The following is a 17,053-nucleotide window of genomic DNA, read 5'->3' on the forward strand; positions in this document are numbered from 1 at the left end:
GGGCGTCAGGGGTTGTGGGGGTCGGTGCGCGGGACGGCGACCGTCACGCGCAGCCCGTGCGGCGGGTTCGTCTCGTAGGAGAGGGAGCCGCCGCCACCGGCGAGCAGGGCCCGGGAGATCGACAGGCCGAGGCCGGAGCCCTTGACGTTCTGGTGCCGGCCGCTGCGCCAGAACCGGTCGCCGACGCGCAGCAGTTCCTCCTCGGTGAGGCCGGGCCCCCGGTCGGCGATGACGATGAGCGCGCTGCGCCCGGCCGCGGAGACGGACACCTCGACCTGCTCTCCCTCGGGGGTGAACTTCAGGGCGTTGTCGATCACGGCGTCGAGCGCGCTGGACAGGGCGATCGGGTCGGCCCAGCCGGTGACGGCGGAGCGGCCCGTCTCGGTGAGTCGTACGCCCTTCTCCTCCGCGTACGGCCGCCAGGAGGCGACCCGCTCGGAGGTCAGCGCCCCGATGTCGGTGAGGCTGATCTCGGCGGAGGCGTGTTCGGCCAGGGCGAGGTCGAGGAGGTCGTCCAGGACCTGGGTGAGGCGTTTGCCCTCGGTCCGCACGGAGGCGATCTCCTCGTTGCCCTCGGGCAGTTCGAGGGCGAGCAGCTCGATGCGCAGGAGCAGCGCGGCGAGGGGGTTGCGCAGTTGGTGGGAGGCGTCGGCGACGAACGCCCGCTGCTGTTCCAGGACCTCTTCCACGTTGTCGGCCATCTCGTTGAACGAGCGGGCGAGGCGTTGGAGTTCGGGGGGCCCGCCGGAGGCCGCGACGCGGGAGTTCATGCGACCGGTCGCGATGCCGTGGGCGGCGGCGTCCAGCGTCTGCACGGGCTTGAGGACCCAGCTGGTGAGGCGCAGGGCGGCGCCGAAGGCCAGCAGCATGGCGGCGGCGAGTCCGGCCGTGGTGTACAGCCAGCCCCGCAGGATCCGGGCGCGCATCTGGTCGGTGGGCGATTCGGTGACGACGACGGCGACCACGTCCCCGTCGAGGACGACCGGGGAGGCGACGAGCAGTTTGCCGTGGGTCTGCCAGGGCCACACCTGGCCCGGGTCGTGGCTGCGCCGCCCGGCGAGCGCCTCGACGAAGGCCCACCGGCCTTCGCCGTCGTCCGGGAGCTGCCACCAGCCGGGTGCCCTGACCAGGGCGTTCCCGTCGCGGTAGAAGATACCGACGCGGATGCCGTACAGCTCCTGGTAGCGGGCGAGTTCCTGCTGGAGGGTCTCCTGGCGCTCGTCGGCCCCGGTGGAGCCGGAGCCCTCGGCGTCGATGACGAACTGGGCGAGCGCGGCGAAGCGGGCGCTGTCGTCGATCCGGTCGACGACGACGTCCTGTTGTTGTCGGGCCGCCAGGCTCACGGCGAGCGGGAACCCGAGGGCGATCAGGACGCCCGCCATGAGGACGACGAGGAGCGGCAGCAGTCGGGCGCGCACGGCAGGGGCCCGTCAGGGCGCGGCCGGGGTGACGAGCCGGTAGCCCACCCCGCGGACGGTCTCGATGAGGGCGGGCAGGCCCAGCTTGGAGCGCAGCGAGGCCACGTGCACTTCGAGGGTGCGCCCGGTGCCCTCCCAGCTGGTGCGCCAGACTTCGCTGATGATCTGCTCGCGCCGGAAGACGACGCCGGGCCGCTGCGCGAGCAGGGCCAGCAGGTCGAACTCCTTGCGGGTGAGCGGTACGTCGGCGCCGTTGACGCTGACCCGGCGGGTGGGCAGCTCGATGGAGACGGGGCCGAGCCGGACCGCGGCGGAGGATCCCGTGCCGCCGGTGGCGGTCTCCTCGGAGGCGCCGGTGCGCCGGGCGACGGCGTGGATGCGGGCGAGGAGCTCGCCGGTGTCGTACGGCTTGGTGACGTAGTCGTCGGCGCCCATGTTCAGGCCGTGGATGCGGGAGCGGACGTCGGCCCGCGCGGTCACCATGATCACGGGCGTGCTGGTGCGCTTGCGGATCTTGCCGCAGACCTCGTAGCCGTCCTGGTCGGGCAGACCGAGGTCGAGCAGGATCACCCCGTAGGGAGAGGCGCCGGGCGGGGACCCGGCGGGCAGCAGCGCCTGGAGGGCCTCCTCGCCGCTGCGGGCGTGGGTCACCCGGAAACCGTGCCGGGCGAGGATCGCGGACAGGGCGGCGGCGACGTGGTCGTCGTCCTCTACGAGCAGCAGCCTCATGACATCCCCCTTTCCTGTTCACGGCGTCCGGACGAAGAATGGCCCAACACGGGCCACCATGCATCCACGCCCATGGAGACTCCCACGTCAAGGGGGTTCCGGTCCGGCGAGTCTTCCGTTATGCACCCGGTACGCGTCCGGAGCACCCCGGGCGGGGCCACGCACGGAGCGTATCCGGGCGAGGCCGGATCGTTATGCTCAATTCTCCCTCAGATGTGGTGACGGTGTGCGCGCCTCGTCACTACTGTCCTCCCAACCGACGGAGGACGGAGCAAGAAGCCGATGAGCGGAGTATCAGTGACCAAGGACGTGCAGGACGCGGCCGGTGCCGCGGACGGCCTGGTCGTACTGAGCAACGTCAACAAGCACTTCGGCGCGCTGCACGTGCTTCAGGACGTCGATCTGAGCATTGCCCGCGGTGAGGTCGTCGTGGTGATCGGTCCCTCGGGATCGGGCAAGTCGACGCTGTGCCGAACCATCAACCGGCTGGAGACGATCGACTCGGGCACCATCACGCTCGACGGGAAGCCGCTGCCGGCCGAGGGCAAGGAACTCGCCCGGCTGCGTGCCGACGTGGGCATGGTGTTCCAGTCGTTCAACCTGTTCGCGCACAAGACGGTGCTGCAGAACGTCATGCTGGGTCAGATCAAGGTCCGCAAGACCGACCAGGCGGCCGCCCGCGACAAGGCGCAGTCGCTGCTGGACCGGGTGGGCGTCGGCTCGCAGGCCGACAAGTACCCGGCGCAGTTGTCCGGCGGCCAGCAGCAGCGCGTCGCGATCGCCCGGGCGCTGGCGATGGAACCCAAGGTCATGCTCTTCGACGAGCCGACCTCGGCCCTCGACCCGGAAATGATCAACGAGGTGCTGGAGGTCATGCAGCAGCTCGCCCGGGAGGGGATGACCATGGTCGTCGTCACGCACGAGATGGGCTTCGCCCGCTCGGCCGCCAACCGGGTCGTCTTCATGGCCGACGGAAAGATCGTCGAACAGGCCACGCCCGAGCAGTTCTTCAGCAACCCGCGCAGCGACCGCGCCAAGGACTTCCTGTCGAAGATCCTGCACCACTGACGTTTCTCGTCCGGTAGTGATCCGTTCGACGGAGCACACATCTCGCTCGTCGCTCAACCACGTCTCACCCGAGGGAAGTTCATCATGAAGATCTCCAAGGTCGGTGCGGCCGCGGCCGTCGCCGTCGCCCTTGCCCTGACGGCGACCGCCTGTGGCGGCAACAGCGACAAGTCGGCCAGTGACGCCGGCGCGTCCGGTGGCGGCGGCAAGGACAAGGTCGTCATCGGCATCAAGTTCGACCAGCCCGGCGTGGGCCTCAAGACCCCCGACGGCAAGTACACGGGCTTCGACGTCGATGTCGCCACCTACGTGGCCAAGGAACTCGGTTACGAGCCGAACCAGATCGAGTTCAAGCAGGCCATCAGTGCCGAGCGCGAGAACCTCATCTCGAACGGTGACGTCAAGTTCATCGTCGCCAGCTACTCGATCAACGACAAGCGCAAGGAGAAGGTGGACTTCGCGGGTCCGTACCTCCTCGCCCACCAGGACCTGCTGGTTCGCGCCGACGACACCAGCATCACCAAGCCCGAGGACCTGAACAAGAAGAAGCTCTGCTCGGTCACCGGCTCCACCTCCGCGCAGAACGTCAAGACCAAGCTGGCCCCCGAGGCCGACCTGAAGGAATCCGCCGGCTACTCCGAGTGCCTCACCGGCCTGGAGAGCAAGTCGATCGACGCGCTGACGACGGACAACTCGATCCTGGCCGGCTACGCCGCGCAGGAGAAGAACAAGGGCAAGTTCAAGCTCGTCGGGCTCAACATGAGCAACGAGAACTACGGCATCGGTCTGAAGAAGGGCGACAAGGACCTCCAGACCAAGATCAACGCCGCGCTGAAGAAGATGGTTTCGGACGGTTCCTGGGAAGCGGCCGTGAAGAAGAACTTCGGTCCGGCCGACTACAAGAACGAGCCTGCCCCGCAGATCACCGAAGGCAGCTGATTCCCCGGTGAGGGGCGCCGCCGCCCGCCTGCCGCGGGCGGCGGCGCCCCTCACCGGCCACTCTGGGGAGAGCGCAGGGCAACGTGTTCGACTTTCTTGATTCCGGGCAGTACGACGTGCTCGGAGCCTTCTGGGTGACGGTTCAGCTCACCCTCTATTCGGCGGCCGGGTCCCTCATATGGGGAACCGTCCTGGCCGGGATGCGGGTCAGCCCGGTCCCGCTGATGCGCGGCTTCGGCACCACGTACGTCAACGTGGTCCGCAACACCCCGCTGACCCTGCTGATCATCGCCTGCTCGCTGGGCCTCAGCGAGACGCTGGGCATTTCACTGGGCGGCGAGACGTTCAAGGAGACCGGCTTCCGGCTCGCGGTCCTCGGACTCTCGGCCTACACCGGCACCTTCGTCTGCGAGGCACTGCGCTCGGGCATCAACACCGTGCCCGTGGGGCAGGCGGAGGCCGCCCGCGCGCTGGGCCTGAGCTTCTTCCAGGTGCTCACGCTGATCGTGCTCCCCCAGGCCTTCCGTGCGGTCATCGCGCCGCTCACCAACGTACTGATCGCACTCACCAAGAACACCACGGTGGCTGCGGCCATCGGCGTGGCCGAAGCGGCCCTGCTGATGAAGGAAATGGTCGAGAACGAGGCCCAGGCACTCTTCGCCGTCTTCGGCGTCTTCGCCCTCGGTTTCGTCCTGCTGACCCTGCCCACCGGCCTGCTGCTGGGCTGGGTGGCCAAGCGAGTGGCGGTGAAGCGATGAACTCCGTGCTGTACGACGCCCCGGGCCCGAAGGCGAAGTCCCGGAACTGGATCTACACCGTCGTCTTCGTCATCCTGCTCGGCCTGGCCCTGTGGTGGGCGCTGGGCCTCATGTCGGAGAAGGGCCAGCTCGACGGCGAGAAGTGGTCCCCCTTCGTCACCGACAGCCAGGTCTGGACGACGTTCCTGATCCCCGGCCTGCTGGAGACCCTCAAGGCGGGCGCGCTCGCGATGGTGATCGCGCTGCCCCTGGGTGCGCTGCTCGGCATCGGTCGGCTGTCCGACCACGCCTGGGTGCGGGTCCCCGTCGGCACGTTCGTCGAGTTCTTCCGCGCCATCCCGGTGCTGATGTTGATGATCTTCGGCTCGGCCTTCTTCGTGGAGTTCACGCCGATCTCCTCCGACATCCGTCCCCTGTACGCGGTGGTCGCCGGCCTGGTGCTCTACAACGCTTCGGTCATCGCCGAGATCGTCCGGGCGGGCGTGCAGTCCCTGCCCAGCGGCCAGTCGGACGCGGCCAAGGCGATCGGCATGCGCAAGGGCCAGACCATGGTCCACGTGCTGATCCCGCAGGCCGTCACCGCGATGCTGCCGGCCCTGGTCAGCCAGCTCGTGGTGATCCTCAAGGACACCGCGCTCGGCGGCACCCTGCTCGGCCTCACCGAGCTCCTGTCGACGGCTCGGCAGATCTCCGCGAACTACAGCAACACCATCGCGACCTTCGTCGTGATCGCGCTGATCTACATCGCGGTCAACTTCGCCCTCACGAGCTTCGCGTCCTGGCTCGAAGGCCGGCAGCGCAAGTCCACGAAGGGCACCGGAGCGGTGGTCGGCGTCGCCGACGTCGGTGACATGGCCACCGGCCGGGCCATGTGACCCGATAGCCACTCCGGTCGGCCCGACCTCCGGGCCTGACATAGAGTCAGTCATAGTGCGTAGCCCGCGTGGTGCGGCGGAACTCTTCCGCCGCACCACGCGGCGTTGTCGCGACGGGTGTCACTTGACGCGGGCACCTTCAGTGGGTTGCATACGTTCTGTGATCACATACCGGACATCGGGAGCCGCGCCATGGACCCGGTGATCGTCGTCGGCGCGGGACCCGTCGGGCTGTCCCTCGCCCTCGCCCTGGCCGGCCACGGCGTGCCGTCCGTCCTGCTCGACGAGGGACCCGGCAAGGACGAGCCCCGGCCCGCCCGTTCCGTCGTCCTGCACGCCGACACGGCGGCCATGGCGCACCGGCTGGGCTGTACGACGTTGCGCGACGAGGGCGCGCGCTTCGCGGCCTGGCGCACCATGAGGCGCCGTCAGGAATCCTCGCGGATCACCTTCGAGGACCGTCCCGCCCCCCTGCACCTGCCGCAGCACGCCCTGGCCCGCGGCCTGCGCGACTCGGCCACCACCCACCCGCTGATCCAGCTGGTCACCGACTGCAAGCTGGACTCCCTGGAGCAGGACGAGCGCGGCATCACCGCGCACACCCGGGGCTCCGAGACCACCTGGTGGCGCGGCAGCCACCTCGTCGGCTGCGACGGCGCCCGCTCCACCGTGCGCAAGCTCCTCGGCATCCGCTTCCCCGGCCGGACTGCTGTCGAGCGGCACGCCGTGGCCGCGCTGCGTGCCGAACTGCCCTGGCCCGGGGAGGCGTTGCTGCACCGCAACCCGCCCGCCGGCCCCGAGGAGGTCACCGCGCGGCCGCTGCCCGACGGGGTCTGGCGCCTCGACTGGCTACTCCCGTCCCGAGGCGACCTGGTCACCCCGGACGCGCTCGTCACCCTGATCCGGGACACCCTGGCGGGCTGGTGCGGGGGCACGACTCCGCCGTACGAGCTGATCGACACCGGGGTGCACACCCTGCACCACCGCCTCGCCCTGCGCTGGCGCGACGGGCGGGCCTTCCTCGCCGGGGACGCCGCCCACCTGCTGGGCGCGCTCGGCACCCAGGGGGTCGAGGAGGGGCTGCGCGACGCCGAGAACCTGGCCTGGAAGCTGGCCCAGGCCTGGCACCAGGGGGCCTCGGAGACCTTGCTCGACAGCTACGAGGAGGAACGGCGCACCGCCGTCGCCGCCCGACTGCGCGCCGCCGACCAGGCCATGCCCGCCCTGCGCGGCGGGGTCGGCCTGCGCACCCTGCTCCCCGGATCGACGCGTTCCGCGCACTCCCTGCTGACCGACGGCCACCTCGGCCGGGGCCCGCTGGGCGCGGAGCCCGTGTACGCCCCGCCGGTCGCCGTGCACGAGGTGCCGACGGCGACGGAACCCGGCGGTCCGGTGGCGAACGTCCCGGTCACCGCCCCCGACGGGGCGACCGTCCCGCTGCGCGACCTGCTCGGCCGCGGTCGGCTGCTGGTGCTGCTCGTCGCCCCGGGCACCGGCGTCTGGGACCGGCGGCACTGGGTGGGCGCCGGACTGATGCCCCGACTGGCGGCGGCGGTGACCGCGCTGCCGGTACGGGCCGAGCTGCTGGTGGCGGACTCGTACCCCGGGGCCCCGGCACACACCGTGCTCCTCGTGCGGCCCGACGGGCACCTGGCGGCCACGTTCGAGGGGGTCCGGCCGGCGGAACTGTACGAGGCCGCGGACGCCGTGCGCGGTGGTGCGCCGGAGGCCGCGCCGACCGCCTCCACCACGCCTACAGCCGTGATCGATTGACCGTTCTCGGCACCTCGTGGTTCACTCGCGGACATGACCGGCAACGACGTACGCCTGTGGCGGAGGGTTCACATGGACCTGCTCCGCTACGCGGGCTGCGTGTGTCGCCCTTCCTGCTGATTCGCCTTCCCTCCGCGCGCCCCGTGCCCTTCCGGGCCCCCGCGCACCTTCGCGAACTCCCAGGACGGTCATCACCCCATGTCTGCGCCGACGCACGCGCCCGCCCCCCTGCACGTTCCCGCGCCCTCCGCCTTCCCCGTCTCCCCCGGCTCCGGTCCGACGGCGGCCGAGCTGCTCGCCTTCGCCCTGCGCACCGCCGCCGATCCCGCGGTCGTCGATTCGCTGCCCCTGGACCCGGAGGGCCGCACCTGGATCCGTCTGGACGGTCCGGGCGGCAGTGAGGCCTGGCTGATCGGTTGGCCGCCGGGCACCGGCACCGGTTGGCACGACCACGCCGAGTCGCGCGGAGCGTTCGCCACCGCCCGGGGCCGGCTCACCGAGCACTCCCTGTCCGTACGCCTCCCCTCCGAGGGCTGGCAGAGCCTGGAACTGGCCGACGGGGTGGACCGTACCCGCGCGCTGACCGCCGGGACCGGACGCGACTTCGGCGAGCACCACGTCCACGAGGTGCGCAACGAATCGGGCACCGAGCACGCCGTCTCCGTCCACGCGTACTACCCGCCGCTGCCGCTGATCCGCCGCTACAGCCGCAACGGCCCGGTCCTCACCCTGGAGCAGGTCGAGCGTCCGGCGGACTGGCAGTGAGCGCCCCCGTCGGCATCGACGAGTTCCTGGAGCGGGTCCGCGAGGGCTACACCCGCGTCGAGGCGCGGGCCGCCCACGAGGCGTCCCTGGCCGGGGCCCTCTTGGTGGACATCCGCTACCAGGCGCTGCGCGAGCGGGACGGGCTGATCCCGGGAGCGGTGGTCATCGAACGCAACGAGCTGGAGTGGCGCCTCGATCCCCGGGGCTCGCACCGCATCGCGCAGGCCACGGACCACGACCTCGAAGTGATCGTGATCTGCAACGAGGGCTACGCCTCCTCCCTCGCCGCGGCCTCCCTCCACACGCTGGGTCTGCACCGGGCGACGGACCTGACGGGCGGGTTCCAGGCCTGGAAGTCGGCCGGTCTGCCCGTCACCGGCCCCTGACGCGCGCGTGGTGCCGGCCCGTGCCCCGTTCGTTCGGGGCACCGACCGGGCGACAGGGCACCGACCCGGCCGTCATATCGGCCGCAACAGCCTCATCCGTCATGCGCGTCCTACGCGTCACACTCGTCATGCCTTGGACGTCGCCACGTCCACCGGGGCCACCCGCAGGGCGAACCGCCCGGGCACCGCGGTGGCCACCAGCGCCAGCAGCCCGGCCACCCCGACGACCAGCGCGTACACCGGCGCCAGGACGGCCGGGGCGACCGAACCGGTCATGCCCAGGCTGAAGGCGGTGAGCACGGACAGCGCGATGCCGGAGCCGAGCACCACCCCGGTCAGCACCACGGCCAGGGTCTCCGTACGGATCATCCGCAGCACCTGGCGGCGCTTGGCGCCGGCCAGCCGCAGCATCGCGAACTCCCGGAACCGTTCGGCGGTCGACATCGCCAGGGTGTTGACCACCGAGACGGCGGTGAAGGCCAGTACGAGGCCCATGGCGAGGAGGTTGATCTCGGCCCCGGCCTGCTGCTGGTCGGCCCGCGCCGCGTCGGCGGCCGCGGCGGACAGCACCGCCACCTCGGGGCGGTCCTTCAGCGCGGCGGTCAGCCGGTCCCGCCCGGTGCCCGGCTCCGTCGCCACCAGTACGGCGGAGGCCAGCGGGTTGTCCACGTGCGCGGCCAGCAGAGTGTGCGGGAGCGTCAGGTCCCCGAATCCGAGCCCCCGCGCGTAGACGGCGCGGACCGTGAGGGTCGCGGGCGTGCCGTCCCCGAGGGTCAGTTCCAGCGGGCTGCCCGGCTTGAGCCCCAACTCGTCGGCGGCCAGTTCGCTCACTGCCGCGCCGTCCTCGCCGAAGCCGTCCAGGCTCCCGCTCGTGACGGCCGGGTCCCAGGTCCGGGTCAGCCCGGCCGGGGTCACACCCTGCGCCCCGTACTTGGTCAGGCCGACCCGCACCGACGTACGTACGACCTCGGTGGCCGCCGTGACCCCGGGCGTGCGGCGGATCCGTTCGGCGGCGGCCGGGGTCACGCCGGGGCCCCGCGCGGCGAGCACCCACGGGGCCCGCGTGCCTTCCCGCCCCTGGGCGCGGGCCGCGTCACCGAGGGTGGGGGTGACGAAGAGCACGGTGCAGGTCATCCCGACGAGCAGCGCGAGGGGGGTGACGGCGGCGGCCATGCGGGTGGCGTTGCCGCGCAGGTTCGCGGTGGCCAGGTGACCGCCGGCGCCGGTCAGCGACAGCGGTCCGGCGAGCAGCGCCGCGGTCGCCCGCACCAGCCAGGGTCCGAGCAGCGAGACCGCTCCGGCCAGCACCACCACGGTCAGGAAGGTCACCGGCGTCGACGCCGGCTCCGTGCGCAACGATCCGAGTACGACGACCAGGGCGGCCCCGCCGGCGAGCAGCAGCAGCCCGGCGAGGGTGCGGATCCAGGCGGGGCGTCCGCGCTCGACGGCGGCTTCGGCCAGAGCCTCGGCGGGACGGATCCGGGTGATGCGCCGGCCGGTGATCCGGGCGGCGGCCCAGGCGCCGAGCAGGCTCGCCCCGACCGCGACGCACATCGGGAAGATCCCCGCGGTGCGCTCCAGGGTCGCCGGAACGACCCCGGTGGTGACGAAGCGGCCGTACAGCCAGGCGGCGAGGGGCAGCCCGGCCACCGCACCGACGACCCCGGCGGCGAGTCCGACGATCAGCGCCTCGCGGCCGATCATGCTCCGCAGTTGGCGCGGGGTAGCGGCGATGGCACGCAGCAGGGCGAGTTCGCGGTGGCGCTGCTGGACGGAGAGGGCGAAGGTGCCGACGACCACCAGGACGGCGACGAGCAGGGAGGTGCCGCCCATGGCCCCGCCCATGGAGACCAGTTTGATCCGGGCGCCGGCCGCGTCCGGGAACTCGACCGGCCCCCGGGCGTCCCCGACGGCGACCTGTGCGGTGGCGGTCCGCGGGGTGGCCTTCAAGGCCTGCGCGACCCTGCCGGCGAGCTCCGCGGGGGTCACTCCGGGCGCCGGCACCACCGCGATGGCGGCGACCCAGTTGGCCCGGTCGGCGAGCCGCTCGGCCTCGGCGTCGCTGAAGAACAGGGCTTCCTGCCGGGTGAGGTCGCCGCCGGCCGGCCGCGCCACCCCGCTGACCGTGTACGCCTTCGGTTCCCCGGTGGCCTGCACGGTGAGTCGCGCTCCGGCCTCCAGTCCGGCCCGGGCGGCCAGTGCCCCGTCGATGACGACCTCGTCGCCGCTCTGCGGGGCGCGGCCGTCGGTGAGCGCGAAGGGGGTGAGGACTGCGGAGGTCCAGGCGTGTCCGTACGAGGGCGCGCCGCCGGACGCGGCCCGACCGCCCGACGCCGCCAAGCCGACGGGCACGGCCTGGAAGGTCAGCTCGGGTACGACGCGCAGGGCTCCGGGGACGGCACGGACGGTGTCGACGGCGCCGGCCGGCAGCCAGGCCCGCTCGGCGACGGGCTTGGCCTTGTGCTTCGTCTTGGTCTTGCCCTTCTTCTGCGTGACCGTGGTCCGGTGGACGTTCTGGTCGGCGGAGACGACCACCGGCGCGGCCGCGTACCGCTCGGTGGCGATCCGGCCGCGGAGTCCGGTTTCCAGCAGCGTGCCGCACGCGGTGATCAGGGCCGCGGCGCACACGAGGGCGACGAAGGCGCCGAGGAAGCCGGCTGTGCGGTCCCGGACGGTCTGGAGGGCGTAACGCAGCATCATGCGGGCAACTCTGCCGCCGGGCCCGCTCCCTCACATTGGAGCGTTCCGGCGTCCCCGCCCGGGGGCTACCCCCACCCCGGCCCGCCGTCGCGCCTCAGCCGTCGCGTCTCAGCCCGTCGAGAACCCCGGGTCGTCGGCGCCGTCGGTGTGGTCGTCCTCGTAGGCCTCCGCCTCCAGCGCGCGGCGGACCACCCGCAGGGCCATGCCCTCCGGATATCCCTTACGGGCGAGCATGCCCGCGAGGCGCCGGATCCGCTTGTCCCGGTCCAGGCCGCGGGTGGCGCGGAGCTTGCGCTCCACGAGTTCCCGGGCCGTCCGTTCCTCCTGCTCGGAGTCCAGCTGTTCCAGCGCCTCCTGTACGAGGGTGGTGTGGACCCCCTTGGTCCGCAGTTCCTGCGCGAGGGCGCGGCGGGCCAGGCCCCGGCCGCGGTGGCGGGACTCGACCCAGGCCCCGGCGAAGGCCGCGTCGTCGATCAGGCCGACCTCCTCGTACCGGGAGAGGACCTCCTGCGACACCTCCTCGGGGATGCCCCGCTTCTCCAGGGCGTCCGCGAGCTGCCGCCTGGTGCGGGGCATCCCGGTGAGCAGCCGCAGGCAGATCGCCCGCGCCTGCTCCTCGGGACTCTGGGGCGGCAGCTCCTGACCGCGGCCTTCACGGCCGCCTCCGCCGCCCCTTTCCTGCTCCCGCACGGGTCAGCTCTTGGCGACGGCGGCCTTGGCCGTCGTCTTGGCCTTCGACGCCGGGGCGGGTACGGCCGCGGCGGCATCGGCCGGTGCGGCGCCCGCCTCCTCGGCGGCGGGGTCGACCTTGCGGACGCCCACGCCCAGCTTCTCCTTGATCTTCCGCTCGATCTCGTTGGCGAGGTCGGGGTTGTCCTTCAGGAAGTTGCGGGCGTTCTCCTTGCCCTGGCCGAGCTGGTCGCCCTCGTACGTGTACCAGGCACCGGCCTTGCGGACGAAGCCGTGCTCCACACCCATGTCGATCAGGCCGCCCTCGCGGCTGATGCCGTGGCCGTAGAGGATGTCGAACTCGGCCTGCTTGAAGGGCGGCGCGACCTTGTTCTTGACGACCTTGACGCGGGTGCGGTTGCCCACCGCGTCCGTGCCGTCCTTGAGGGTCTCGATGCGGCGGATGTCCAGACGCACGGAGGCGTAGAACTTCAGCGCGCGGCCACCGGTGGTGGTCTCCGGCGAGCCGAACATCACACCGATCTTCTCGCGGAGCTGGTTGATGAAGATGGCGGTGGTCTTGGACTGGTTGAGCGCACCCGTGATCTTTCGCAGGGCCTGGCTCATCAGACGGGCCTGGAGACCCACGTGCGAGTCACCCATCTCGCCCTCGATCTCCGCACGGGGCACGAGCGCCGCCACGGAGTCGATGACGATGAGGTCGAGGGCGCCGGAGCGGACCAGCATGTCCACGATCTCCAGCGCCTGCTCGCCGGTGTCGGGCTGGGAGAGGATGAGGTTGTCGGTGTCGACGCCCAGGGCCTTCGCGTACTCGGGGTCGAGCGCGTGCTCGGCGTCCACGAAGGCGACGGTGCCGCCGGCCTTCTGCGCGTTGGCCACGGCGTGCAGGGTCAGCGTGGTCTTACCGGAGGATTCCGGTCCGTACACCTCGATCACGCGGCCGCGGGGCAGCCCGCCCACGCCGAGGGCGATGTCCAGCGCGGTCGACCCGGTGGGGATGACCTCGATGGGGTCGTTCGGCTTGTCGCCGAGGCGCATGACCGCACCCTTGCCGAATTGCCGTTCAATCTGTGCGAGTGCGGCGTCGAGAGCCTTCTCGCGGTCGGTGCCTGCCATGGGTTCCACCCGATTTGCTTGAGTCGATCGCTTCACGCCATTGACGCTAACGCCTGCCACTGACAATGCGCTCCCACGCCAGGGTCAGCTGTGGATAACTCATCAGAATGGATGTTCGATTTCCCTGTCAAGCGCGCCACGCCCGCCCCACCCGCCACGGGCGCCAAGCCGCGCCGCCCCGCTTCCCCATGACCGCGACCCCAGGAGCCGGCTACGTCCGCCGCCCTCACCGCCGTCGGCGCCACGGCTGCCGACACTCCCGTGTCCGGCAGCCGCCCACACCGATCCGGGACCGCGGCCGGGCCTACAGCGGAGCCGTACCGTCCGCCGGGAAGGCCCCGCCGTGCCCCGGGACGATCACGTCCGCGGCGCCCAGGACGCGGAGCCGGGAGGCCCGCAGGAGTTCGTGGTCGGGAGCGACCGGGTCCTCGACCGGGCCGTTGGGGCGCCACCACAGGTCGCCCACGAAGGCGATGACGCCCTCGCCCGTGCCCGCCGGCAGCGTGATGTCCTCGCGGCTGTGGCCCGGGGTACGGATCAGGCGCAGGGAGGGGGTGAGTTCGTGCCCCTCGGCGTCCCGGTCGGTCCACTGGTCGTGCCGGTAGACGGCCTTGTGGTCGTGGACGCGGGCTTCGGGGGCCGGTCCCCACCGATCCGGGCGTGCCGCTGACGGTGTCGCACGGACTGGACCGGTTGGCCGTCGCCGACCTGGTGATCGCGCTGCCGGGGGCGGATTTCCGTACGCCGCCGGGCCCCGCCGTGCCGCACGCGCTGTCGGCGGCGCACGGGCGGGGCGCGCTGGTCGCGGCCCACTGCGTCGGTACGTTCGCACTCGCCGCCGCCGGTCTGCTCGACGGTCTGCGGGCCACCACGCACTGGAGGTTCGCGGCGCTGCAGGCCGACCCTCACCCCGAGGTGTCCGTCGAACCCGACGCCCTGTACGTCGACGAGGGCCGGATCGTCACGGGCGCGGGCGCCGCGGCCGGCTTCGACCTGTGCCTGCACCTGCTGCGGCGGGAGCACGGCGCCGCGACGGCGAACGCCGTGGCGCGGGACGTGGTGCTGCCCTCGCACCGCGACGGCGGGCAGGCCCAGTACCTGGCGGCGCCCGCCCCGCGGGACGGGCGCGACGAGCGGCCGGCCGAGGTGCTGGCCTGGGTGCGGGAGAACCTGCACGAGGCGCTGCCGGTGGCGGAGCCGGCCCGTCGCGCCATGATGAGCAAACGCTCCTTCGCCCGCCGGTTCACCGCCGCGACGGGCACCACCCCGTACGCCTGGGTACGGAGCCTGCGGCTGAGCGGCGCCGAGGAGCTGCTGGAGACCACGGACCTGCCGGTGGAGGAGATCGCCCGGCGGGTCGGGTACGGGAGCGCGGCCGTCCTGCGCGAGCAGTTCGTGCGCCGCCGGGGCGTGCCGCCGCGTTCGTACCGGCGCTCGTTCTCCCGTACGCCGTGAGCCCGCTCCCGCACGCCGCAGGCCCGGCCGACTGACAACCGAAGGTTGACACTGGTCGGGTGTCAACCTAGGGTTGCACTCATGACGACCCCTCCCGTGGAACCCGTCCGCATGACCAATCCGGTGCGCCTGGACGATCTCATCGAGGCCATCAAGAAGGTCCACACCGACACCCTGGAGCAGCTCAGCGGCGCCGTCGTCGCCGCCGAGTCCCTCGGTGACGTGGCCGACCACCTCATCGGTCACTTCGTCGACCAGGCCCGCCGCTCCGGCGCCTCCTGGACCGACATCGGCCGCAGCATGGGCGTCACGCGCCAGGCCGCCCAGAAGCGCTTCGTCCCCAAGGCCGACAAGGAGGGCGAGCCCGGTATCGACCCCAACGAGGGCTTCGGCCGCTTCACCCCCCGCGCCCGCAACGTCGTCGTGACCGCGCAGAACGAGGCCCGCGCCGCCGGCAACACCGAGATCCGCACCGAGCACCTGCTCCTCGGCCTGCTGTCCGAGCCCGACGGCCTCGCGGCGCACGCCCTCACCGCCCGGGGCGTCACGGCCGACGCCGTCCGCACGGCGGCCGTCGCCGGCCTGCCCGCCGCCGCGGAGTCGGTGCCCGACCTCGTCCCCTTCGACGCCTCCGCGAAGAAGGTCCTGGAGCTCACCTTCCGCGAGGCCCTGCGCCTGGGCCACAACTACGTGGGCACCGAGCACGTCCTGCTGGCGCTGCTGGAGCTGGAGCACGGCACGGGTCCGCTGAGCGGCCTCGGCGTCACCAAGGACGCCGTCGAGGGTTGGGTCAACGACGCCATGGCAGCCGTACTCGCCGCCCCGGACGAGAACGGGCGGTAGAGACGTCCGCGTGTTCCGTCAGCGCGTACCGCTTCACGTACGCGCCGAGGAACGCCTGCGACGTGGCGACGGCCGGGATCGCGATGAGCGCCCCGACCGCGCCCAGCAGGGCGGTGCCCGCGATGACCGAACCGAACGCCACCGCCGGGTGGATGTCGACGGTCTTCGAGGTCAGCTTCGGTTGCAGCACGTAGTTCTCGAACTGCTGGTAGACCACCACGAACCCGAGCACGTACAGCGCGTACCAGGGGTTGACGGTGAAGGCGATCAGCATCGGCAGCGCGCCCGCCAGGTAGGTGCCGATGGTGGGGATGAACTGGGAGACCAGCCCCACCCAGACCGCGAGCGCGGGCGCGTACGGCACGTCCAGGAACGCGAACAGCACGTAGTGCGCGACGCCGGAGATCAGCGCCATCAGCCCGCGCGAGTAAAGGTAGCCGCCTGTCTTGGCGACGGCGATCTCCCAGGCCCGCAACACCTCCGCCTGCTTGGCCGGCGGCAGTACGGAGCACAGCGCGCGCCGCAGCCGCGGCCCGTCGGCAGCGAAGTAGAAGGAGAACAGGCCGACCGTCAGCAGTCGGAAGAGTCCGCCGAGCACGGTCGTTGACACGTCCAGCACGCCGGTCGCGCTGTTCTGCACGTACTTCTGGAGCCAGTCGGAGTGCAGCAGGCTGTCCTGGATCTCCAGCCGGGACAGCTCGGTGTGGAAGGTGTCGTTGATCGACCTGATCACCGAGTCGAGGTAGCGGGGGAAGCCCTCCACCATGTCGACGATCTGCCCGGCGAGCATCGAGCCGAGCAGGGCGAGGAAGCCCACCGCGAAGACGAACACCCCGAGGAAGACCAGGAAGGTGGCGAGCCCGCGGCGCACGCCGCGCGCCGCCATCCTGGCCACGGCCGGCTCGATCGCGAGCGCGAGGAAGAACGCGATCAGGACGTTGATCAGCAGGCCGATCAGCTGGTGGAAGGCCCAGCTGCCGAGTTGGAAGCAGGCGATCAACGCCAGTACGAGGATCACCGCGCGCGGCAGCCACCGCGGCATCCGCGCGTCCGCCCCGGCCGGGGCGGCGTCGGTGGGCGGCCCGCCCGGCCGCCCCGGGTCGGCCGGCCACGGCCCGCCGCCGGGCGGACCGGCGGCCGTCGGGGGCGCCGTGCCGGGGGCGTCCGCGGGCGGGTCGGTCGTCTCATCTGTCACTGCCACGCGGCCCAGTCTCGCCCACCGACCGGCCGTACCGCGAAGCAGTGCCCGGCCCCCGCGGCCCTCAGCGCAGCGTGGCCGGTACGTCCATCGCCGAACACACCGCGCGCCACACGTCCTTGGCCTCCCAGCCCGCGTCCAGCGCCTGGTGGACCGTGCGCCCGCCCAGCTCCGTCATGACGTGGTCCCGTGCGAAGGAGTCGGCGTAGCCGGCGCCGAAGTGCTCGCCCATCCGTTCCCAAAATGTCGTCAACCGCATGCTTCCAGTATCCCGCCCCGGAGAGTGCACCCGTCCCGTTCGGGCCCTGCGGGGCGGGCCCCGCGCCCTACGGTGTCACGC

At 72.0% G+C, this 17,053-nt stretch carries 16 protein-coding genes and 2 pseudogenes; 10 read left to right on the top strand and 8 right to left on the bottom strand.

Annotation, left to right across the window (positions count from 1 at the left end; translation table 11 throughout):
- Window positions 1-5 precede the first annotated feature (5 nt).
- Both AB0D46_RS20650 and AB0D46_RS20655 read right to left on the bottom strand, forming a co-directional pair.
- Window positions 6-1,418, bottom strand: coding sequence for a HAMP domain-containing sensor histidine kinase (locus AB0D46_RS20650; RefSeq protein WP_362879312.1), 1,413 nt, complete (start codon window positions 1,416-1,418; stop codon window positions 6-8).
- A 12-nt stretch (window positions 1,419-1,430) separates the two neighbouring features.
- Complete coding sequence (locus AB0D46_RS20655; protein ID WP_362879314.1) at window positions 1,431-2,147, bottom strand: response regulator transcription factor; 717 nt, start codon at window positions 2,145-2,147, stop codon at window positions 1,431-1,433.
- A 282-nt stretch (window positions 2,148-2,429) separates the two neighbouring features.
- Here AB0D46_RS20655 and AB0D46_RS20660 point away from each other — a divergent pair, with 282 nt between their 5' ends.
- From AB0D46_RS20660 to AB0D46_RS20695, 8 genes are all read left to right on the top strand, one after another.
- Window positions 2,430-3,215, top strand: a complete 786-nt coding sequence (locus tag AB0D46_RS20660) for an amino acid ABC transporter ATP-binding protein (RefSeq protein WP_362879315.1) — start codon at window positions 2,430-2,432, stop codon at window positions 3,213-3,215.
- Between the two features lie 84 nt (window positions 3,216-3,299).
- Entirely contained in the window at window positions 3,300-4,154 is an 855-nt protein-coding gene (locus AB0D46_RS20665) for a glutamate ABC transporter substrate-binding protein (RefSeq protein WP_362879317.1), read from the top strand.
- Between the two features lie 83 nt (window positions 4,155-4,237).
- Entirely contained in the window at window positions 4,238-4,912 is a 675-nt protein-coding gene (locus tag AB0D46_RS20670; RefSeq protein WP_362879319.1) for an amino acid ABC transporter permease, read from the top strand.
- Complete coding sequence (locus tag AB0D46_RS20675; protein ID WP_362879320.1) at window positions 4,909-5,787, top strand: amino acid ABC transporter permease; 879 nt, start codon at window positions 4,909-4,911, stop codon at window positions 5,785-5,787. Before AB0D46_RS20670 ends, AB0D46_RS20675 begins: the two co-directional genes overlap by 4 nt.
- 192 nt (window positions 5,788-5,979) lie before the next feature.
- A complete protein-coding gene (locus AB0D46_RS20680) occupies window positions 5,980-7,560 on the top strand; it encodes an FAD-dependent monooxygenase (RefSeq protein ID WP_362879322.1) in 1,581 nt (526 codons plus the stop codon).
- A gap of 33 nt (window positions 7,561-7,593) precedes the next feature.
- Window positions 7,594-7,680, top strand: coding sequence for a putative leader peptide (locus AB0D46_RS20685; protein WP_311318651.1), 87 nt, complete (start codon window positions 7,594-7,596; stop codon window positions 7,678-7,680).
- A 78-nt stretch (window positions 7,681-7,758) separates the two neighbouring features.
- Window positions 7,759-8,325: a cysteine dioxygenase gene (locus AB0D46_RS20690; protein WP_362879324.1), complete on the top strand. Its 567-nt coding sequence runs from the start codon at window positions 7,759-7,761 to the stop codon at window positions 8,323-8,325.
- Entirely contained in the window at window positions 8,316-8,711 is a 396-nt protein-coding gene (locus tag AB0D46_RS20695) for a rhodanese-like domain-containing protein (RefSeq protein WP_362879364.1), read from the top strand. Before AB0D46_RS20690 ends, AB0D46_RS20695 begins: the two co-directional genes overlap by 10 nt.
- A gap of 126 nt (window positions 8,712-8,837) precedes the next feature.
- Here the strand turns inward: AB0D46_RS20695 and AB0D46_RS20700 are convergent, their stop codons facing one another.
- From AB0D46_RS20700 to AB0D46_RS20715, 4 genes and pseudogenes are all read right to left on the bottom strand, one after another.
- On the bottom strand, window positions 8,838-11,411 hold the full coding sequence (locus AB0D46_RS20700) for an ABC transporter permease (RefSeq protein WP_362879326.1): 2,574 nt from the start codon (window positions 11,409-11,411) through the stop codon (window positions 8,838-8,840).
- Window positions 11,412-11,519: 108 nt separating this feature from the next.
- Entirely contained in the window at window positions 11,520-12,101 is a 582-nt protein-coding gene (recX, locus tag AB0D46_RS20705) for a recombination regulator RecX (RefSeq protein ID WP_362879328.1), read from the bottom strand.
- A 3-nt stretch (window positions 12,102-12,104) separates the two neighbouring features.
- On the bottom strand, window positions 12,105-13,217 hold the full coding sequence (gene recA, locus AB0D46_RS20710) for a recombinase RecA (protein WP_362879330.1): 1,113 nt from the start codon (window positions 13,215-13,217) through the stop codon (window positions 12,105-12,107).
- Between the two features lie 304 nt (window positions 13,218-13,521).
- Window positions 13,522-13,848, bottom strand: a pseudogene (locus AB0D46_RS20715) (MBL fold metallo-hydrolase); the annotation flags it as partial.
- A 5-nt stretch (window positions 13,849-13,853) separates the two neighbouring features.
- Between AB0D46_RS20715 and AB0D46_RS20720 the strand changes: the two are divergent.
- Together AB0D46_RS20720 and AB0D46_RS20725 are read left to right on the top strand one after the other, a co-directional pair.
- Window positions 13,854-14,672, top strand: a pseudogene (locus AB0D46_RS20720) (helix-turn-helix domain-containing protein); the annotation flags it as partial.
- Window positions 14,673-14,753: 81 nt separating this feature from the next.
- Window positions 14,754-15,515: a Clp protease N-terminal domain-containing protein gene (locus AB0D46_RS20725; protein ID WP_362879332.1), complete on the top strand. Its 762-nt coding sequence runs from the start codon at window positions 14,754-14,756 to the stop codon at window positions 15,513-15,515.
- On the opposite strand, the gene AB0D46_RS20730 is transcribed toward AB0D46_RS20725, so the two are convergent.
- Window positions 15,463-16,557, bottom strand: coding sequence for an AI-2E family transporter (locus AB0D46_RS20730; RefSeq protein WP_362879366.1), 1,095 nt, complete (start codon window positions 16,555-16,557; stop codon window positions 15,463-15,465). The genes AB0D46_RS20725 and AB0D46_RS20730 overlap by 53 nt on opposite strands.
- A gap of 220 nt (window positions 16,558-16,777) precedes the next feature.
- Window positions 16,778-16,972 carry a DUF3046 domain-containing protein gene (locus AB0D46_RS20735; protein ID WP_362879333.1) on the bottom strand — a complete coding sequence of 65 codons (195 nt, stop codon included), beginning with the start codon at window positions 16,970-16,972 and terminating at the stop codon, window positions 16,778-16,780.
- Window positions 16,973-17,053 lie beyond the last annotated feature (81 nt).

Origin of the sequence: Streptomyces sp. NPDC048383 (assembly GCF_040651775.1) — a bacterium.
GTDB lineage: Bacteria > Actinomycetota > Actinomycetes > Streptomycetales > Streptomycetaceae > Streptomyces.